This is a genomic window from Brevibacterium gallinarum, from assembly GCF_014836885.1.
GTDB classification, from domain to species: Bacteria; Actinomycetota; Actinomycetes; order Actinomycetales; family Brevibacteriaceae; genus Brevibacterium; species Brevibacterium gallinarum.
In genome coordinates this window covers 18,401-33,356 of the sequence record NZ_JACSPY010000014.1, presented here as the reverse complement: position 1 = coordinate 33,356, position 14,956 = coordinate 18,401, and the positions used below count along the sequence as shown (strand labels likewise).

Here is a 14,956-nt window from a genome sequence, read left to right as displayed (position 1 = left end):
GTGTGCACGCCGACGCACGTGGGGTTGCGGTGGAGTGGTTGCTTGTTCTAGCCAGCCGACTGCTCGACGGACGCCGTCGCTGCGGGCTGATCAGCTCCTGCAGCAGCGGCCTGGCACCGATCGCACAGCCCCCAGTAGACAACTTCGGCCAGCTCCACAGAGAAGCCGAAGTCCTCAGCAGGGTGCATGCACGGCACACCTTCGGTCCGGCACGGCACATCCTGGATGTGATGGCACGACCGGCACACGAGGTGATGGTGATTGTCGTGACGCTGCAGCTCATAGCGGGCAGCGACCGACCCAGCAGGATCGATGCAGCGCACCAGATCGGCGCGCTCGAAAGCTGAGAGCACGTCGTAAACGGTCTGGTGGGAGACCTTTCCGATGCGCGCCCGGGTGTTCGTCGTGATCTGTTCGACGTCAGGATGATCAGTCCGTTCGGCGAGCACTTCGAAGACCGCCTGGCGCGGTGCGGTCACCCGCAGGCCAGCCGCCCGGATCGTCTCAGCAGGTGTCGGTGAAGACATGCCTTCAGTCTAACAGTAATTTGGAATGACTCAAGAAATGGTTCGCTGAACTCCGCGTGTTGCAGTCATGAAATCCCCCTGGTCGCCCGGGTTCCTCTCACGGTGTGAGATACGCCGGGTGGTTTTGGCCGGCAGGCCCGGAATATGCCGCCTCGGGCATGTCTTCGCAGATGATCTCGTTTAGTGTGTCTGGGGACACATCCGCAACGCACATGCTCACCCCCCAGGAGTCCCCATGTCGACATCCGCCCAGGCGCCAGAGAAGCCGGGCATCGGCCAGCGCTTCCTCGACACCGTCGAGCGCATCGGCAACAAGCTGCCCGAACCCTTCACCCTGTTTCTCGGCCTCTTCGTCATCACCGGCATCATCTCGACCTTCATGGCGCTCTCCGGCGTCAAGGTCTCCCTGCCCGGCAGCGACGAGGAAGTCGTCATCAAGGGCCTGTTCACCGGTGAGGGCATGGCGTGGTTCACCGCCAACATCGGCGCCAACTACGTCGGCTTCCCGCCGCTGGCCACCGTGCTGCCCCTGCTGCTGGCCGTCGGCGTGGCCGAGAAGACCGGCATGCTCGCCGCGCTCGTGCGCATTACCTTCGGCTCCGCCCCGCGCTGGATGCTGCCCTACGCAGTCGCCTTCGTCGGCGTGAGCTTCTCCGTCATGGGCGACTCAGCCTTCATCATCATCCCCCGCTGGCCGCCCTCGTCTTCAAAGCCGCCGGCCGTCACCCGGTCGCCGGCCTGCTCGGCGGCTTCGCCGCCACCGGCGCCGGCTACTCGACCTCCATCTTCCCGACCTCACTCGACGCGCTGTTCGCCGGCATCACCACCGCGGTGATGGAATCCCTGCCCGGCCAGGACTACGCTGCAGTCAACCCGGTCTCGAACTACTTCTTCAACGTCTGCTCGGCCATCGTGCTCTCGCTCATCGCCGGCCTCATCATCGACAAGATCCTCGAACCCCAGCTCGAGCGCACCAAGACCCCGCGCGAGGAGACCGAGATCGACGAGGACGGCAGCGTCCACTCCCGCGACGACGAGCTCTCGCCCTACCTCGACGCCGGCGAGAAGAAGGCGCTCATCGCCTCCGGCATCGCCACCGTGCTGCTGGCAGCCCTGCTGCTCTTCGCCTTCCTCATCCCGGCTTCGCCGTGGCGCAACGAAGAGGGCGGCTTCCTGCCGACCTCACCGCTGCTCGACTCGATCGTGTTCATCGTGTTCATCGTCTTCTTCACCAACGGCGTCGTCTACGGCATCGTGTCGAAGGCGATCACGAAGATGAACGACATCGTCACGATGATGGGCCAGGCGCTTAAGGACATGATGTCCTTCCTCGTGCTGGCGTTCATCCTCGGGCAGTTCATCGCCCTGTTCAACTGGACCGGCATCGGCTCCTGGACCGCCGTCAAGGGCGCTGCGGCACTCGAGGCGATGGAGCTGACCGGCTTCGTGGCGATCATCGGCTTCGTCGCGCTCGCCTCCTGCCTCAACCTGCTCATCATCTCCGGGTCCTCGCTGTGGACGCTCATGGCCGCCGTCTTCGTCCCGATGTTCGCCCTCATCGGCTACGAACCGGCCTTCACCCAGGCGGCCTTCCGCGTCGGCGACTCCGCCACCCAGATCATCACCCCGCTCAACCCGTACATGATCGTGCTGCTGGGACTCATGCGCCGCTACCAGCCCGACGCCGGCATCGGCACCCTGATGTCGCGCATGCTGCCCTTCGTCATCCCGTTCTGGCTCGCCTGGCTCGGCATGCTCGCCCTGTGGTTCTTCCTCGACCTGCCGCTGGGGCCGGGCAACCCGATCCAGCTCTGATCCCCGCTGCCGAGGCGGAGGTGCCGGTGACGTCGCCGCCGCACCACGGCCTCGGTAGCCTGGGAAGACACGCGCCTGCCCGACCCGCTGCCGCCGGCGATCCCGGTGGCACGAAGAGGAGAAGCACAGCCCATGTCCGACCCGCACCCCGCACCCGGCAGTCAGCCGACGGTCCCCGACCCCACCTACCTCAACCTGCTCAAGGCCGAGATGGCCGCTCGCGCCGCTGCCGCCGACCCGCCGGGCAGCGCCTTCACCGGCGCCCCGGCCGAGGCGACGGCTGATGTGCGTGCGGCCGTCGACGCGCTCGCTCCGCAGCTGCTGAGCCTCGCAGGTGACATCTACGGCTATGCCGAGCTCGCCTTTGAGGAGCACCGCTCCGCTGGCCGCATCGCCGCCCAGATCAAGGCCGCCGGCATCGAGGTCGAGCGCGGCGCCTACGGCCTCGACACCGCCCTGTGCGCCCGCTTCGGGCCGAGCGGCCGGCGCACGATCGGCATCTGCGCCGAATACGATGCCCTGCCCGATATCGGCCACGCCTGCGGGCACAACGTCATCGCCGCCACCGGTGTCGGTGCGTTCCTCGCCATCGCGCGCGCCTATGCCGGGCGTGAGGACGAGCTTCCCGGCCAGGTCGTGCTGCTCGGCACCCCGGCCGAGGAGGGGCATACCGGCAAGGAGTACATGGCCCAGGCGGGGGCCTTCGAGGACCTCGATGCCGCGATCATGCTGCATCCGGCCGGATACGACGCCGCTGACGTGCTGTGGATCGGCCGGCGCCTCCTCGACGTCGAGTTCACCGGTGTCGCCGCCCACGCCTCCGCCCAGCCCTTCATGGGCCGCAATGCCCTTGACGCCGCCTCGCTGCTGTACCAGGGAATCGGGCTCCTGCGGCAGCAGATGCTGCCCATCGACCGGGTGCACGCCGCGGTCCCCGAGGGAGGGGATCGGCCGTCGATCATCACCGAATCGGCGCGTGTGAGCATCTATGTCCGCTCCGCAGAGCCTGAGACCCTGATGGATCTCTCCCAGCGGGTCGAGGACATCGCCCGCGGGGCGGCGCTCATGACCGGCTGCGGGGTCGAGGTGCGGTGGGACAAGCACCCGCCGAGCATGCCGGTGCGTGCCAATCAGGCGCTCACCGGCCGCTGGTCGATCCGCCAGCAGGAGCGCGGCCGGGCACCCCTGCCGCGCGGGGTCGTGAGCGACAGCCTGGCGGCGTCGACGGACTTCGGCAATGTCAGCTACCTCGTTCCCGGCATCCACCCGATGCTGCGGATCGCAGACGCGGAGACCGCTCTGCACACCCGCGGCTTCGCCGAGGCGGCCGCGTCCGAGTCCGCCGAGACCGGGGTCCTCGACGGCGCCTACGGGCTCGCCGGAGTTGCGCTCGACTTCCTGTTCGACGATGCGCTCGCCGAGGCAGTCAGGCAGGAGTTCGAGGACGCCGGGGGAGTGCTGCGGGTCTCAGAGATGTTCGGCTGAGGCCTCTGGGGGCAACTGGGAACCTCGGGGCCCGCGGTCTCAGGAGACCGGGCCGGTGAACTTCTCGCCGGGCCCCTGGCCGGGAGCATCGGGGATCGCCGAGGCCTCACGGAAGGCCAGCTGCAGGCTGCGCAGCCCGTCGCGCAGCGGGCGGGCGTGGTGGTTGCCGATCTCCGGGGCGGCAGCCGTGACGAGCCCGGCCAGCGAGGTGATGAGCTTGCGCGCCTCGTCGAGGTCGATGAGGTCGGCGGCCTTCTGCGTCTCGGTGTCCTCGCTCAGCCCGCACTTGATCGCTGCAGCGCTCATGAGGTGCAGTGCGGCAGAGGATATGATCTCCAGCGCCGGCACCTCGGCGATGTCGCGGGCAGCCTGCTCATGGGCAGAATCGGGCTGGAACTCAGAATGCGAAGATGCGTCGGTCATGCCCACCAGCTTCCCACACGGGTGCGGGCCGGCCAATATGAGCCCTCCCTCAGGCCAGGTGCGTCCGCTCAGACCACGTCCGCGCGTGGTCAGGCACGCCCGCGCGCGTGCGCTTCGCGCGTTTGCGCGAGTGAATCGGCCGTCTGACATGCTGTATCCACAACCCGATGTGCACTTCGCTGCATCGGGTAGTACACTGAACTTCGTGCAAAGTGGAGCTCAGCTCCCACCTGGATCATCACTGGTGATCGGGTTCGAATGACGGCCGGCACTGCGCTGGCCGATGCGGCGTTGTATCCGCAGTTCGTTCGTCTGGGCTCCCTTCGCATGCGCTGAAGGGGGCCTTTTCCCGTTCAGCGGTCGTGATCATCATCTGCTGAAGAAGGAGCGAGCACATCAGCGAGCCGCGTATCAATGATCGGATTCGGGTCCCCGAGGTCCGTCTCGTCGGACCCAACGGGGAACAGGTCGGAATCGTCGCCATCCGCAAGGCGCTCGACCTCGCCCGCGAAGCCGATCTCGACCTTGTAGAGGTTGCACCCCAGGCCAAGCCGCCTGTGGTCAAGCTCATGGACTACGGCAAGTTCAAGTACGAATCGGCGCAGAAGGCACGCGAGGCCCGGAAGAACCAGGCCAACACGGCTCTCAAGGAGATCCGGTTCCGACTGAAGATCGATGAGCACGACTACGAGACCAAGAAGGGCCATGTCTCCCGCTTCCTCAACGGCGGCGACAAGGTCAAGGTCATGATCATGTTCCGCGGACGTGAGCAGTCCCGCCCCGAGATGGGCATCAAGCTGCTCAACCGGCTGGCTGAGGATGTTTCCGATCTCGGCACAGTCGAATCCGCCCCCCGGGTGGACGGCCGCAACATGGTGATGGTCATCGCGCCCGTGCGCTCCAAGGCAGATGCCAAGGCGGAATCCCGCAAGGCATCCCGCGGAGCCAAGGGCGCCAGCGCCGAGGTGAAGTCCCGCCGCGAGCGCGAAGCACAGGCCAAGGCAGAGAAGCGCGACGCCGAGGCCGACGCGTAAGTTTGGTGCCTGCCGGCCCCACGGCCGGGAAGCACACCGTGCAGCGCCAGCCCCCACCTCGGGCCCGGCTGCGCTAGAGAACGATAAGGAGACGGCACTATGCCGAAGCAGAAGACCCACAGCGGTGCCAAGAAGCGCATGCGCATCACCGGCAGCGGCAAGGTCATGCGTGAGCGCGTGAACAAGCGCCACCTGGCCGAGCACAAGTCCTCGCGGCGCAAGCGCCGCCTGTCCGTCGACCAGGTCATGACCGGCGGCGACGCAGCCAAGGCTCGCAAGCTTCTGGGCAAGGCCTGACGACACCGGGCCCGCTGCCCGAGCGCACCGCTGTGCGCGCACCGATTTCATAAGGAGTACACGTGGCACGTGTGAAAAGGGCGATCAACGCCAAGAAGAAGCGCAAGGTCATTCTCGACCGTGCGTCCGGCTACCGCGGTCAGCGCTCGCGCCTGTACCGCAAGGCCAAAGAACAGGTCATCCACTCGCTGGTCTACAGCTACCGTGACCGCCGGGCCCGCAAGGGCGACTTCCGTCGCCTGTGGATCCAGCGCATCAACGCTGGTGCCCGCGCCAACGGCATGACCTACAACCGCTTCATCCAGGGCCTCAAGGCCGCTGGAGTCGAGGTCGACCGCCGCATGCTCGCCGAGCTCGCGGTCAACGACGCAGCGACCTTCGCCTCGCTCGTCAAGGTCGCCAAGGAGGCCCTGCCCTCCGACGTCAACGCCGCCAAGACCTCGGCAGCCTGACGCAGCTGAACTCAGCGGCCGGGCGACGGCCGCAGCGGTGACAGACCGCACCCACTCAGCCCCGGGAATCCCCCGGGGCTGAGTGCTGTCTGCAGGTAGGGTGGAGCCATGGCCCCCATACGCCCCGGCTCCCCGCAGCCTGCCGATCTGCCCGTCCATCCCGGCCTCACCGGCCCCGTGCTCACCTCCCCGCAGTCCAAGCGGATCAAAGAGGCTGGCAAGCTGCTCAAACGCCCATGGCGGAACAAGACCGGCCACTTCCTCGTCGAAGGACCCCAGGCAGTCCGCGAGGCACTGGCCCAGGACGCGCCGATCGTCGACGCCTTCATGACCGCTGAGTCCGCCGAGCGCCACCCCGACCTGCTCGAACTCGCGGCCCAGCGGCGGGTGCGCCTGCGCCAGATCGCCGACGAGCTGCTGCCGCTCATCTCCGACACCGTCGCCAGCCAGGGCGTCGTGCTCAGCTGCGAACAGCGCACCGCCGAACTGACATCGGTGGTGACCGCGAAGGCCCGGCTGCTCGTCGTGCTCTCCCAGGTCCGCGACCCCGGCAACGCCGGCACCGTCATCCGCGTCGCCGATGCCGCCGGCGCTGACGGGATCATCATCACCTCCAACAGCGTCGATGCCTTCAACCCGAAGGTCGTCCGCTCGACTGCCGGATCGATCTTCCACCTGCCGATCGTCACCGGTGTCGGATTGTCCGAGGTGACCGAGCTCGCCCGCGCCCGCGGCCAGCAGGTGCTCGCCGCTGACGCCCATCCGCCGGCACATGACCTGCACGTGCCCTGGGACACCGGCCTCGACCTCAGCCGCCCGACCCTGTGGGTCTTCGGCAGCGAAGCCCACGGCCTGCCCGAGGCCGACCGCGCACTGTGCGACGCCGCGGTCGCGATCCCGCTGTACGGTCAGGCCGAAAGCCTCAACCTCGCGACAGCCGCGAGCATCTGCATCTACGAATCCGCCCGCAGCCAGCTGATGTGAGGCACGGTGCGGGAGGCGGCTGCCGCTGTGGCGCTACGAGCTCAGATGGAGGAAGCCGCCTGCCGGTGCAGGCGTGAGTCCGTAGACTGAACGGACGCCCATCGAGCCGAGGAGCACCATGACCGAGCAGCCATCACCCTACGGAACCGGCACCAGCCAGGGCTCCGCCCAGCCGCAGGCCTCCGCCGGCCCGCAGCCGGCCGGGCGCGTGCGCATCCGCCACCTGCAGGACTACAAGCAGCAGGGCTTCAAATGGGCGATGCTCACCTCCTATGACCAGCTGAGCGCCGGGATCTTCGACGAAGCCGGCATCCCCGTCCTGCTCGTCGGCGACTCCGCGGCCAACAACGTCTACGGCTACGAGACCACCCTGCCGGTCACCGTCGACGAGCTCATCCCGCTCGTCCGGGCAGTCACCGGCAGCACCCGGCGCGCCCTCGTCGTCGCCGACCTGCCCTTCGGGTCCTACCAGGAATCGCCTGAACAGTGCTTCGCCACCTCCGCCCGCTTCATGAAGGAAGCCGGCGCACACGCCGTCAAGCTCGAAGGCGGCACTGAGATGGTGCCCCAGATCGAGAAGCTCGCCTCCGGCGGCATCCCCGTCATGGCCCACATCGGCTTCACCCCTCAGGCCGAGCACCAGCTCGGCGGCTACCGCGTCCAGGGCCGCGGCGATGCCGCCCAGGAGCTGCTTGAGACTGCCCGTGCGGTCGAGGCTGCTGGCGCCTTCGCCGTCGTCCTCGAGATGGTCCCCGGCGAGGCTGCTGCCGCGATCACCGAGGCGCTGTCGATCCCCACGATCGGGATCGGCGCCGGAGCCGACTGCGATGCGCAGGTGCTCGTGTGGCAGGACATGGCCGGACTGCGCGGCGGGCGGATGCCGCGCTTCGTCAAGCAGTACGCCGACCTGCGCACCAGCCTGCTCGATGCCGCCCGCGCCTACGCCTCCGACGTCGAATCCGGAACCTTCCCGGCAGCCGAGCACACCTTCTGAGCCGTCTACCGGCGCACGCTCGGCGGCCGCCACAGGGCGACGAGACCGAGTGCGATGACCCCGCTGACCGCCATCGCGGCGATGAGCGGCTGCCAGCGGGCCGGCTCGAATTGCTCGCCGATGATGAGCGCCATGATGACCATCGCGATGACCGCACCGAGGTAGCGGGTGAGCTGGAACAGCCCGGCAGCCACTCCGGCCGAGCCGCGCTGAGCTGAGGCGAACATGCCCTGGTTGAGGCCGAGCGGAATGAGCCCATAGGGCATCCCGGCCACAGCGAGGATGAGCACATCGAACACCGGGTGCCCATCGGTGCCCACCAGCCACATGAGCGCCAGCGCCGAGAACAGCAGCGCGCAGCCGCCGAACACGAAGGGCCGCAGTCCCAGCCGGGTGATGAGCCGAGTGGCCGGCATGACCGAGAGCGCGGACACGATCGCCAGCACCGCCATGAGCATCCCGACCTGGGCGACCGGGTAGCCGCGGGCGATCTCGTAGAACTGCGGGAACCCGAACATCCACAGATAGAAGACGACGTTGAACGTCGCGAACTGCGCGAGCACGAGCAGCAGCGAGGTGTTCGCCTTGAGTTCGCGCAGGTCGAGCACCGGATGCGGGGCGCGCAGCTCCCACCACGCGAACGCCGCACCGGTGATGACCGCAACCGCGATGAGCACAAGCCTGAGCCCGGGCAGCGAATCGAGCAGTGCGAGGATGAGCGCACTCATCGCCACCGTGAACCCGATGATGCCGGGCACGTCTATGAACAGCGCCAGGTTCGCTCGCTTGCGACCCGCTCCCGAGGCGGTGGGCGCCTGGTCGCCAGCAGGCGGGACAGTGCCGGGCCGGCCGGCATCGAGCTGCCCGGCGGTGAGTACATCAGCCGGGGCTGCCCGGGCGACGAGGATGAGAGCCAGCAGGGCCGGAGGCACATTGAGCCAGAACTGGGCATGCCAGCCGAAGGCCGCCAGCAGCAGCCCACCGGCGACAGGTCCCAGAGCCATGCCGAGGATGTTGACGACCTGGATCCGGCCGAGTGCCCGCACGGACTCCGGGCCCGGTGGGATCCAGGCACCGAGCAGCGTCACTGCCGAGGGGTAGGCGCACGCAGTGCCGACGGCCAGCAGACCGCGGGCGATCGACAGGGAGACGATCCCGGTCGCGAGCATCGACCACACAGTGGCGATGAGCACGACGATCATCCCGGCAACGAAGATCTTCTTGGGCCCGAACCTGTCGGCACACCGGCCGAGCACCGGCTGGGCGGTGCAGGAGACGAGGTAGAATACCGTCACGACCCAGCTGACGTGAGCGAACCCGACCCCGAAGTCCCGGGCGATCGCGATGAGCGCGACGGTGATCATCGTCGAGTTCATCGGGTTGAGCCACGTTCCCATCGTCAGCCCCGTCATGAGGGCGCGATGATTCGGCAGCGATGACGACATGGGCTCACTCTACGACTGCAGACAGCAGCCGCAGCGCGCCTGTCACCAGGTGAGAACCGGCGCGGGCCGTCTCAGGGCTTGTGGGCGGTGATGCGGAACTGCAGCGGCAGCCGCTCGGGGTTCTCCCGCAGCCGGTAGCCGTGCTCGTCCTCGAACATGAGCTCCGGCCACCGCGCCCACGCCGAATGCTGGGTCTCCTCGACGGTGTCGATGACGAGGCCGGCCTGCAGCAGCGCGGTGATGATCTCCCCGAGCGAATGGTTCCACTGATGATTGCGGGTGTTCCTAATCGGCTCGGCGTCCGGTGCGTCGACATAACTGGAGTCGTCCTCCCACGTCATCGGCTGCGCCTGCTGGAAGTACGGCTGCTCGACGCGCAGACCTGCGGAGACGTCATCGCCGATCGTCATGAAGAACGGATGGTCATCGCGGATGAGGAACGTCCCGCCGGGGGTGAGCAGGGAGGCGACGACCTGCGCCCAGGCGGTGACATCGGGCAGCCAGCACAGCACCCCGAGGGTGGAGAAGACGATATCGAACTCACCGTCGACTGCAGCACGGGCATCGTAGACGTTCGACTCGACGTATTCGATGTCGGCACCGCACTCAGCGGCCAGCTCACGGGCCTGGCGCAGCGACTCACCGGAGAGGTCGACGCCGACGACCCGGCCGGCACCCTGCCGTTTGAGGCCGATGGTGTCGGTGCCGAGGTGGCACTGCAGATGGATGACCGAGGCGCCGGAGAGGTCGCCGAGGTAGGGCAGATCGGGTGCCAGCGTGTCGGGGATCGCCTGCGGATCGTCGATGAGGGCCTGGATGCCGTAGCCGGAGGCCACGTGCACGGCGGCCCGGTCATCCCAGTTGCGGCGGTTGTCGTCGAACCATTCGGGGGAGGCAGCCACAGGCTGCGCGGAGGTGGAGTCCATGCCTCGACACTAAGCGGGCGCCGGTGGCGAGGCAACAGCTGTGGGACGCGGTCACGTGCCGGTGCGCGGTTCGTTAGACTGGCTCGTGGTCTGCTCCTGCGCCGGGATGCGCGGGATGCGATGGAGAGTCCGCTAACAGAAAGAAGGCAGATGTCTGCGCCAGTCGATCCGCGCGATGAGTCCGCCGTCGCCGCCGCCGTTGAGGCTGCGCTGACGGCGTTCGATGCCGCCTCGAACCTCGATGAGCTCAAGACCGCCCGCCTGGCCCACATGGGCGACAAAGCGCCGCTGGCGCTGGCGAACCGGGAGATCGGCACACTCGACAAGTCGGAGAAGGCAGCTGCCGGCAAGCTCGTCGGCCAGTCCCGCGGACAGGTGAAGAAGGCTCACGACGCGCGCCTGGCAGCGCTCGAAGAGCAGCGCGACGCCGAGGTGCTCGTCGCCGAGGCGATCGACGTCACCCTGCCCTCGGCCCGCCGCCGAGGCGGTGCCCGCCACCCGCTGCAGCTCATCCAGGAGCGCATCGCCGACCACTTCATCGGCCACGGCTGGGAAGTCGCCGAAGGCCCCGAGGTCGAATCCGAGTGGCTGAACTTCGACTCCCTGAACTTCGGGCCCGACCACCCGGCCCGCCAGATGCAGGACACCTTCTTCGTCGAGCCCGCCGAGGCCGGCCTCGTGCTGCGCACCCACACCTCCCCGGTGCAGTCGCGCTCACTGCTCGAACGCGGCGCCCCGCTGTACGTCGTGTGCCCGGGCAAGACCTTCCGCACCGATGAGCTCGACGCCACCCACACCCCGGTGTTCCACCAGGTCGAGGGCATCGCGATCGACAAGAACCTCACGATGGCCCACCTCAAGGGCACCCTCGACGAATTCGCCCGCGCGATGTTCGGACCCGAATCGCGCACCCGGCTGCGCCCGAGCTTCTTCCCCTTCACCGAGCCGAGCGCCGAGATGGACTTCTGGTTCCCCAACAAGGTCGGCGGACCCGGCTGGATCGAATGGGGCGGCTGCGGCATGGTGCACCCGAACGTGCTGCGCTCAGCCGGCATCGACCCCGACGTCTACCAGGGCTTCGCCTTCGGCATGGGCATCGAGCGCACGCTCATGCTCCAGGAGGGCATCAACGATATGCACGACATGGTCGAAGGCGACCTGCGGTTCTCAGCACGGTTTGGAGTGAATGCCTGATGCTCGTCCCACTCGAATGGCTCGCCGACTACGTCGACCTCTCCGTCGTCGACAACCCGCGGGTGCTCGCTGCCGAACTGGCCAGCATCGGCCTGGAGGAAGAGGACTTCATCGCCCCCGAGGTCACCGGCCCGCTCGTCGTCGGCCGGGTTCTCGAACTGGAGAAGGAGACCCACTCCAACGGCAAGACCGTCAACTGGTGCCAGGTCGACGTCGGCGAGGACGAACCGCGCGGCATCATCTGCGGTGCCCACAACTTCGAAGCAGGCGACCTCATCGCCGCCGCGCTGCCCGGCGCGGTGCTGCCCGGCGGCTTCGCCATCAGCGCCCGCAAGACCTACGGGCACATCTCCGACGGCATGATCTGCTCGTCCAAGGAGCTCGGCCTCGGCGAGGACCACGAGGGCATCATCGTCCTCACCCGCCTCGGGCTCACCGGCGAACCCGGTGACGACGCACTGGGCTTGCTCGGCCTCGACCGGGTCACCCTCGACGTCAACGTCACCCCTGACCGCGGCTACCAGCTGTCGATGCGCGGCCTCGCCCGCGAATTCGCGATGCTCAAAGACCAGGACTTCACGGACCCGGCCGATCAGCCGGCACCGGAGCCCACCGATGACGGCTACCCGGTCGAGCTGGCCGATGATGCCCCGATCCACGGTGTACCCGGTTGCGACCGGTTCACCGCCCTGCAGGTCACCGGCATCGACCCGAGCGCACAGACCCCGTACTGGATGCAGCGCCGGCTGACCGAAGCCGGGATGCGCCCGATCAGCCTGAGTGTTGACGTCACCAACTACGTCATGCTCGAACTCGGCCAGCCGCTGCACGCCTACGACCGTGACGCCCTCGGTGAGAAGATCGTCGTGCGCCGCGCGAAGGCAGGGGAGAAGCTCACCACCCTCGACGATGTCACCCGCACTCTCGATCCCGAGGACCTCCTCATCACCGATGAAGGCGGTGCCGCAGGTGAGAGCCGGATCATCGGCCTGGCCGGCGTCATGGGCGGAGCCGACCTCGAAGTCGGCCCCGAGACGACCAGCATCCTCATCGAGGCCGCCCACTTCGACCCGATCTCGATCGCCCGCACCGCCCGGAGGCACCGGCTGCCGAGCGAGGCCGCCCGCCGCTTCGAACGCGGCGTCGACCCCGCCCTCGGCCCGGTGGCTGCCAAGCGCTGCGCGGACCTGCTCGTCGAACTCGGCGGCGGCACCCTTGAACCGGCCGTCACCATCGCCGGCGAGGAGCCGCAGGCCCGGACCGTCAGGCTTGCAGCCGACCTGCCCAACCGGCGGTTGGGCACCGAGGACAGCCGCGAGGACATCGTTCGGCTGCTCGGCGCCGTCGGCTGCCACGTCGCTGACCCCGAGGCTGAGATCCTGGAGGTCACCGTCCCGACGTGGCGGGCCGACCTGACCGACGATGTCGACCTCGTCGAGGAGATCGCCCGGGCCGGCGGCTACGACCGGATCCCGTCCGTGCTGCCGGTGGCCCCCGGCGGCAAGGGCCTCAACGCCGCCCAGGCCGCCCGCCGGCGGATCTCGAATCTGCTGACCGCGCTCGGCTACTCCGAGGTGCTGACCTACCCGTTCACCTCCGACGCCCGCAGCGACGCCCTGCGGATCCCGGAAGGCGATGCCCGCCGCATGAACGTCCGGCTGGCCAATCCGATGGCCGAGGACCAGCCGCTCATGCGCACCCACCTGCTCGCCACCCTCGTCGATGCCGCCGCCCGCAACCTCGGCCGCGGCTTCAAGGACATCGCGATCTTCGAAGCCGGGCTCGTGACCCAGCCGGAGACGACCGAACTGGCACCAGTCGAGTCCTACGCCCCGGGCTACCACCCGAGCGAGGACGAGCTTGAGGCGATCTTCGCCTCGGTGCCGGCCCAGCCGTACCACTTCGCCGGCATCATGGCAGGCTATGCCGAAGCACCGGGTGTGCTCGGCGCCGGCCGGAAGGCCGATGCTGCCGATGTCATCGATACGGTGCACCGGATCGCCGCTTCCTGCGGACTCGAACTCACCGTGTCAGCCGACCAGATCGCCCCGTACCATCCGGGACGCTGCGCGCGCTTCGACTTCACCGACGGCACCCACTTCGGCCACGCCGGCGAACTGCATCCGAAGGTCTGCGAGACCCTCGACCTGCCCGCCCGCACGGTCGCCTTCGAGATCAGCCTCGATGCGCTGCTGACCCAGTCCGACACCCGCGCGTGGGCCGGGGTGCTCTCGACCTACCCGGTCTCCCGGCAGGACGTCGCGCTCCTCGTCGACGAGGCGACCCCCGCCTCGGCGGTGGCCGACGCGCTGCGCGAAGGTGCGGGAACCGAACTGGAGAACGTCGAGATCTTCGACCTCTACGCAGGCGACCAGGTGCCCGAAGGCAAGAAGTCGCTGGCCTTCCGCCTGACCTTCCGCGCCCCGGACCGCACAATGACCGCCGACGAGGCCTCTGCACTGCGCGAGGCCGCCACCGCCGTGGCCGCCGAGCGCTTCGGCGCCGAGGTGAGGAGCTGAGATGACCGCAGCCGAGACCACCCGCCCGCTGACCCTCATCACCGGAGGATCCCGCGGCATCGGCCGGATCCTGGCCACCGGATTCGCTGAAGCCGGCTACCCGGTGGCGATCACCGCCACCGACACCGCACGTGCCCAGGCGGCTGCCGCAGAGATCGCAGCCGAGACCTCGGGCACGGTCACCGGATTCGGCGTCGACGTCTCCCAGCCGGACTCCGTAGCCGCGCTGCGCGGTGACATCGAGGCACATGCCCAGGCCACCGGAGTGCGCCTCGGGGTGCTCATCAACAACGCCGGACGGGTTGAATCGAGCGAAGGCCCGCTGTGGGAAGCCGACCCGGAGTCCCTCGTCGGGGTCATCGGCACCAACGTCATCGGCCCACTGCTCATGATCAACGCCTTCGCCCCGGTCCTCATCGCCACGGCCGAGGCGACCGGGCAGCCGGGCCGCATCATCGACCTCAACTCCGGATCCGGTGCGCAGGGCACCCCGGCCTACGGCGCCTACTCGGCATCGAAGGCCGCGCTGTTCCGCATCGCCGACTCCGTCGTCCACTTCGGCGACGAGAAGGGGCTGAAGATCTTCGAACTGGCCCCCGGCGTCATCCGCTCGGACATGACCGCCTCGATGCCGATGCACGACTGGCGCACCGACGACGACTGGACCTCGCCTGCCGAGCTCGCCGCGCTCGCTCTTGCGGCAGCCTCCGGTGAGCTCGACGGGTGGACCGGCCGCTACATCCGCGCTGGTCACGACACTGCAGAAACGCTCAGCCAGCAGATCCCCGCAGCCGGTTCACAAGCCCGTAAGCTGATCACGGAGATGGACATCAGCTGAAGCTGGACAGACACGGGGAAGGC

13 protein-coding genes and 1 pseudogene are annotated in these 14,956 nt (G+C 68.3%); 10 read left to right on the top strand and 4 right to left on the bottom strand.

What is annotated here, in order from left to right; all coding sequences use genetic code 11:
* Nucleotides 1-47: 47 nt before the first annotated feature.
* Nucleotides 48-527, bottom strand: coding sequence for a Fur family transcriptional regulator (locus tag H9634_RS11985; RefSeq protein ID WP_191726884.1), 480 nt, complete (start codon nt 525-527; stop codon nt 48-50).
* Nucleotides 528-762: 235 nt separating this feature from the next.
* Here H9634_RS11985 and H9634_RS11980 point away from each other — a divergent pair.
* Both H9634_RS11980 and H9634_RS11975 read left to right on the top strand, forming a co-directional pair.
* Nucleotides 763-2,342: pseudogene (locus tag H9634_RS11980) on the top strand (AbgT family transporter).
* Nucleotides 2,343-2,474: 132 nt separating this feature from the next.
* The gene (locus tag H9634_RS11975) at nt 2,475-3,827 is read left to right on the top strand and encodes a M20 family metallopeptidase (RefSeq protein ID WP_170273478.1); all 1,353 of its coding nucleotides are present in this window, start codon (nt 2,475-2,477) and stop codon (nt 3,825-3,827) included.
* Between the two features lie 39 nt (nt 3,828-3,866).
* Here H9634_RS11975 and H9634_RS11970 read toward each other — a convergent pair whose 3' ends face one another.
* Complete coding sequence (locus H9634_RS11970; protein ID WP_170273479.1) at nt 3,867-4,250, bottom strand: DUF1844 domain-containing protein; 384 nt, start codon at nt 4,248-4,250, stop codon at nt 3,867-3,869.
* 395 nt (nt 4,251-4,645) lie between these two features.
* On the opposite strand from H9634_RS11970, the gene infC reads away from it, so the two are divergent.
* From infC to panB, 5 genes are all read left to right on the top strand, one after another.
* A complete protein-coding gene (gene infC / locus H9634_RS11965) occupies nt 4,646-5,284 on the top strand; it encodes a translation initiation factor IF-3 (RefSeq protein ID WP_170273565.1) in 639 nt (212 codons plus the stop codon).
* 99 nt (nt 5,285-5,383) lie between these two features.
* The gene (rpmI, locus tag H9634_RS11960; RefSeq protein WP_102162652.1) at nt 5,384-5,581 is read left to right on the top strand and encodes a 50S ribosomal protein L35; all 198 of its coding nucleotides are present in this window, start codon (nt 5,384-5,386) and stop codon (nt 5,579-5,581) included.
* Nucleotides 5,582-5,643: 62 nt separating this feature from the next.
* On the top strand, nt 5,644-6,033 hold the full coding sequence (rplT, locus tag H9634_RS11955) for a 50S ribosomal protein L20 (protein ID WP_102162653.1): 390 nt from the start codon (nt 5,644-5,646) through the stop codon (nt 6,031-6,033).
* Between the two features lie 108 nt (nt 6,034-6,141).
* Nucleotides 6,142-7,017: a TrmH family RNA methyltransferase gene (locus tag H9634_RS11950; protein WP_191726883.1), complete on the top strand. Its 876-nt coding sequence runs from the start codon at nt 6,142-6,144 to the stop codon at nt 7,015-7,017.
* Nucleotides 7,018-7,135: 118 nt separating this feature from the next.
* Nucleotides 7,136-8,011 (top strand): 3-methyl-2-oxobutanoate hydroxymethyltransferase, encoded by an 876-nt coding sequence (gene panB, locus H9634_RS11945; RefSeq protein ID WP_191726881.1) that lies wholly within the window; start codon nt 7,136-7,138, stop codon nt 8,009-8,011.
* Between the two features lie 5 nt (nt 8,012-8,016).
* Here the strand turns inward: panB and H9634_RS11940 are convergent, their stop codons facing one another.
* Entirely contained in the window at nt 8,017-9,456 is a 1,440-nt protein-coding gene (locus H9634_RS11940) for an MFS transporter (RefSeq protein ID WP_191726879.1), read from the bottom strand.
* Between the two features lie 71 nt (nt 9,457-9,527).
* Entirely contained in the window at nt 9,528-10,382 is an 855-nt protein-coding gene (locus tag H9634_RS11935) for a class I SAM-dependent methyltransferase (protein WP_191726877.1), read from the bottom strand.
* A gap of 150 nt (nt 10,383-10,532) precedes the next feature.
* On the opposite strand from H9634_RS11935, the gene pheS reads away from it, so the two are divergent.
* From pheS to H9634_RS11920, 3 genes are read left to right on the top strand one after another with little or no spacing between them, the layout of a single operon-like run.
* Nucleotides 10,533-11,576, top strand: a complete 1,044-nt coding sequence (gene pheS / locus H9634_RS11930; RefSeq protein ID WP_191726876.1) for a phenylalanine--tRNA ligase subunit alpha — start codon at nt 10,533-10,535, stop codon at nt 11,574-11,576.
* The gene (gene pheT / locus H9634_RS11925) at nt 11,576-14,095 is read left to right on the top strand and encodes a phenylalanine--tRNA ligase subunit beta (RefSeq protein ID WP_191726874.1); all 2,520 of its coding nucleotides are present in this window, start codon (nt 11,576-11,578) and stop codon (nt 14,093-14,095) included. The genes pheS and pheT overlap by 1 nt, the downstream gene beginning before the upstream one ends.
* Before the next feature lies 1 nt (nt 14,096).
* Nucleotides 14,097-14,933 (top strand): SDR family NAD(P)-dependent oxidoreductase, encoded by an 837-nt coding sequence (locus H9634_RS11920; RefSeq protein ID WP_191726873.1) that lies wholly within the window; start codon nt 14,097-14,099, stop codon nt 14,931-14,933.
* Nucleotides 14,934-14,956 lie beyond the last annotated feature (23 nt).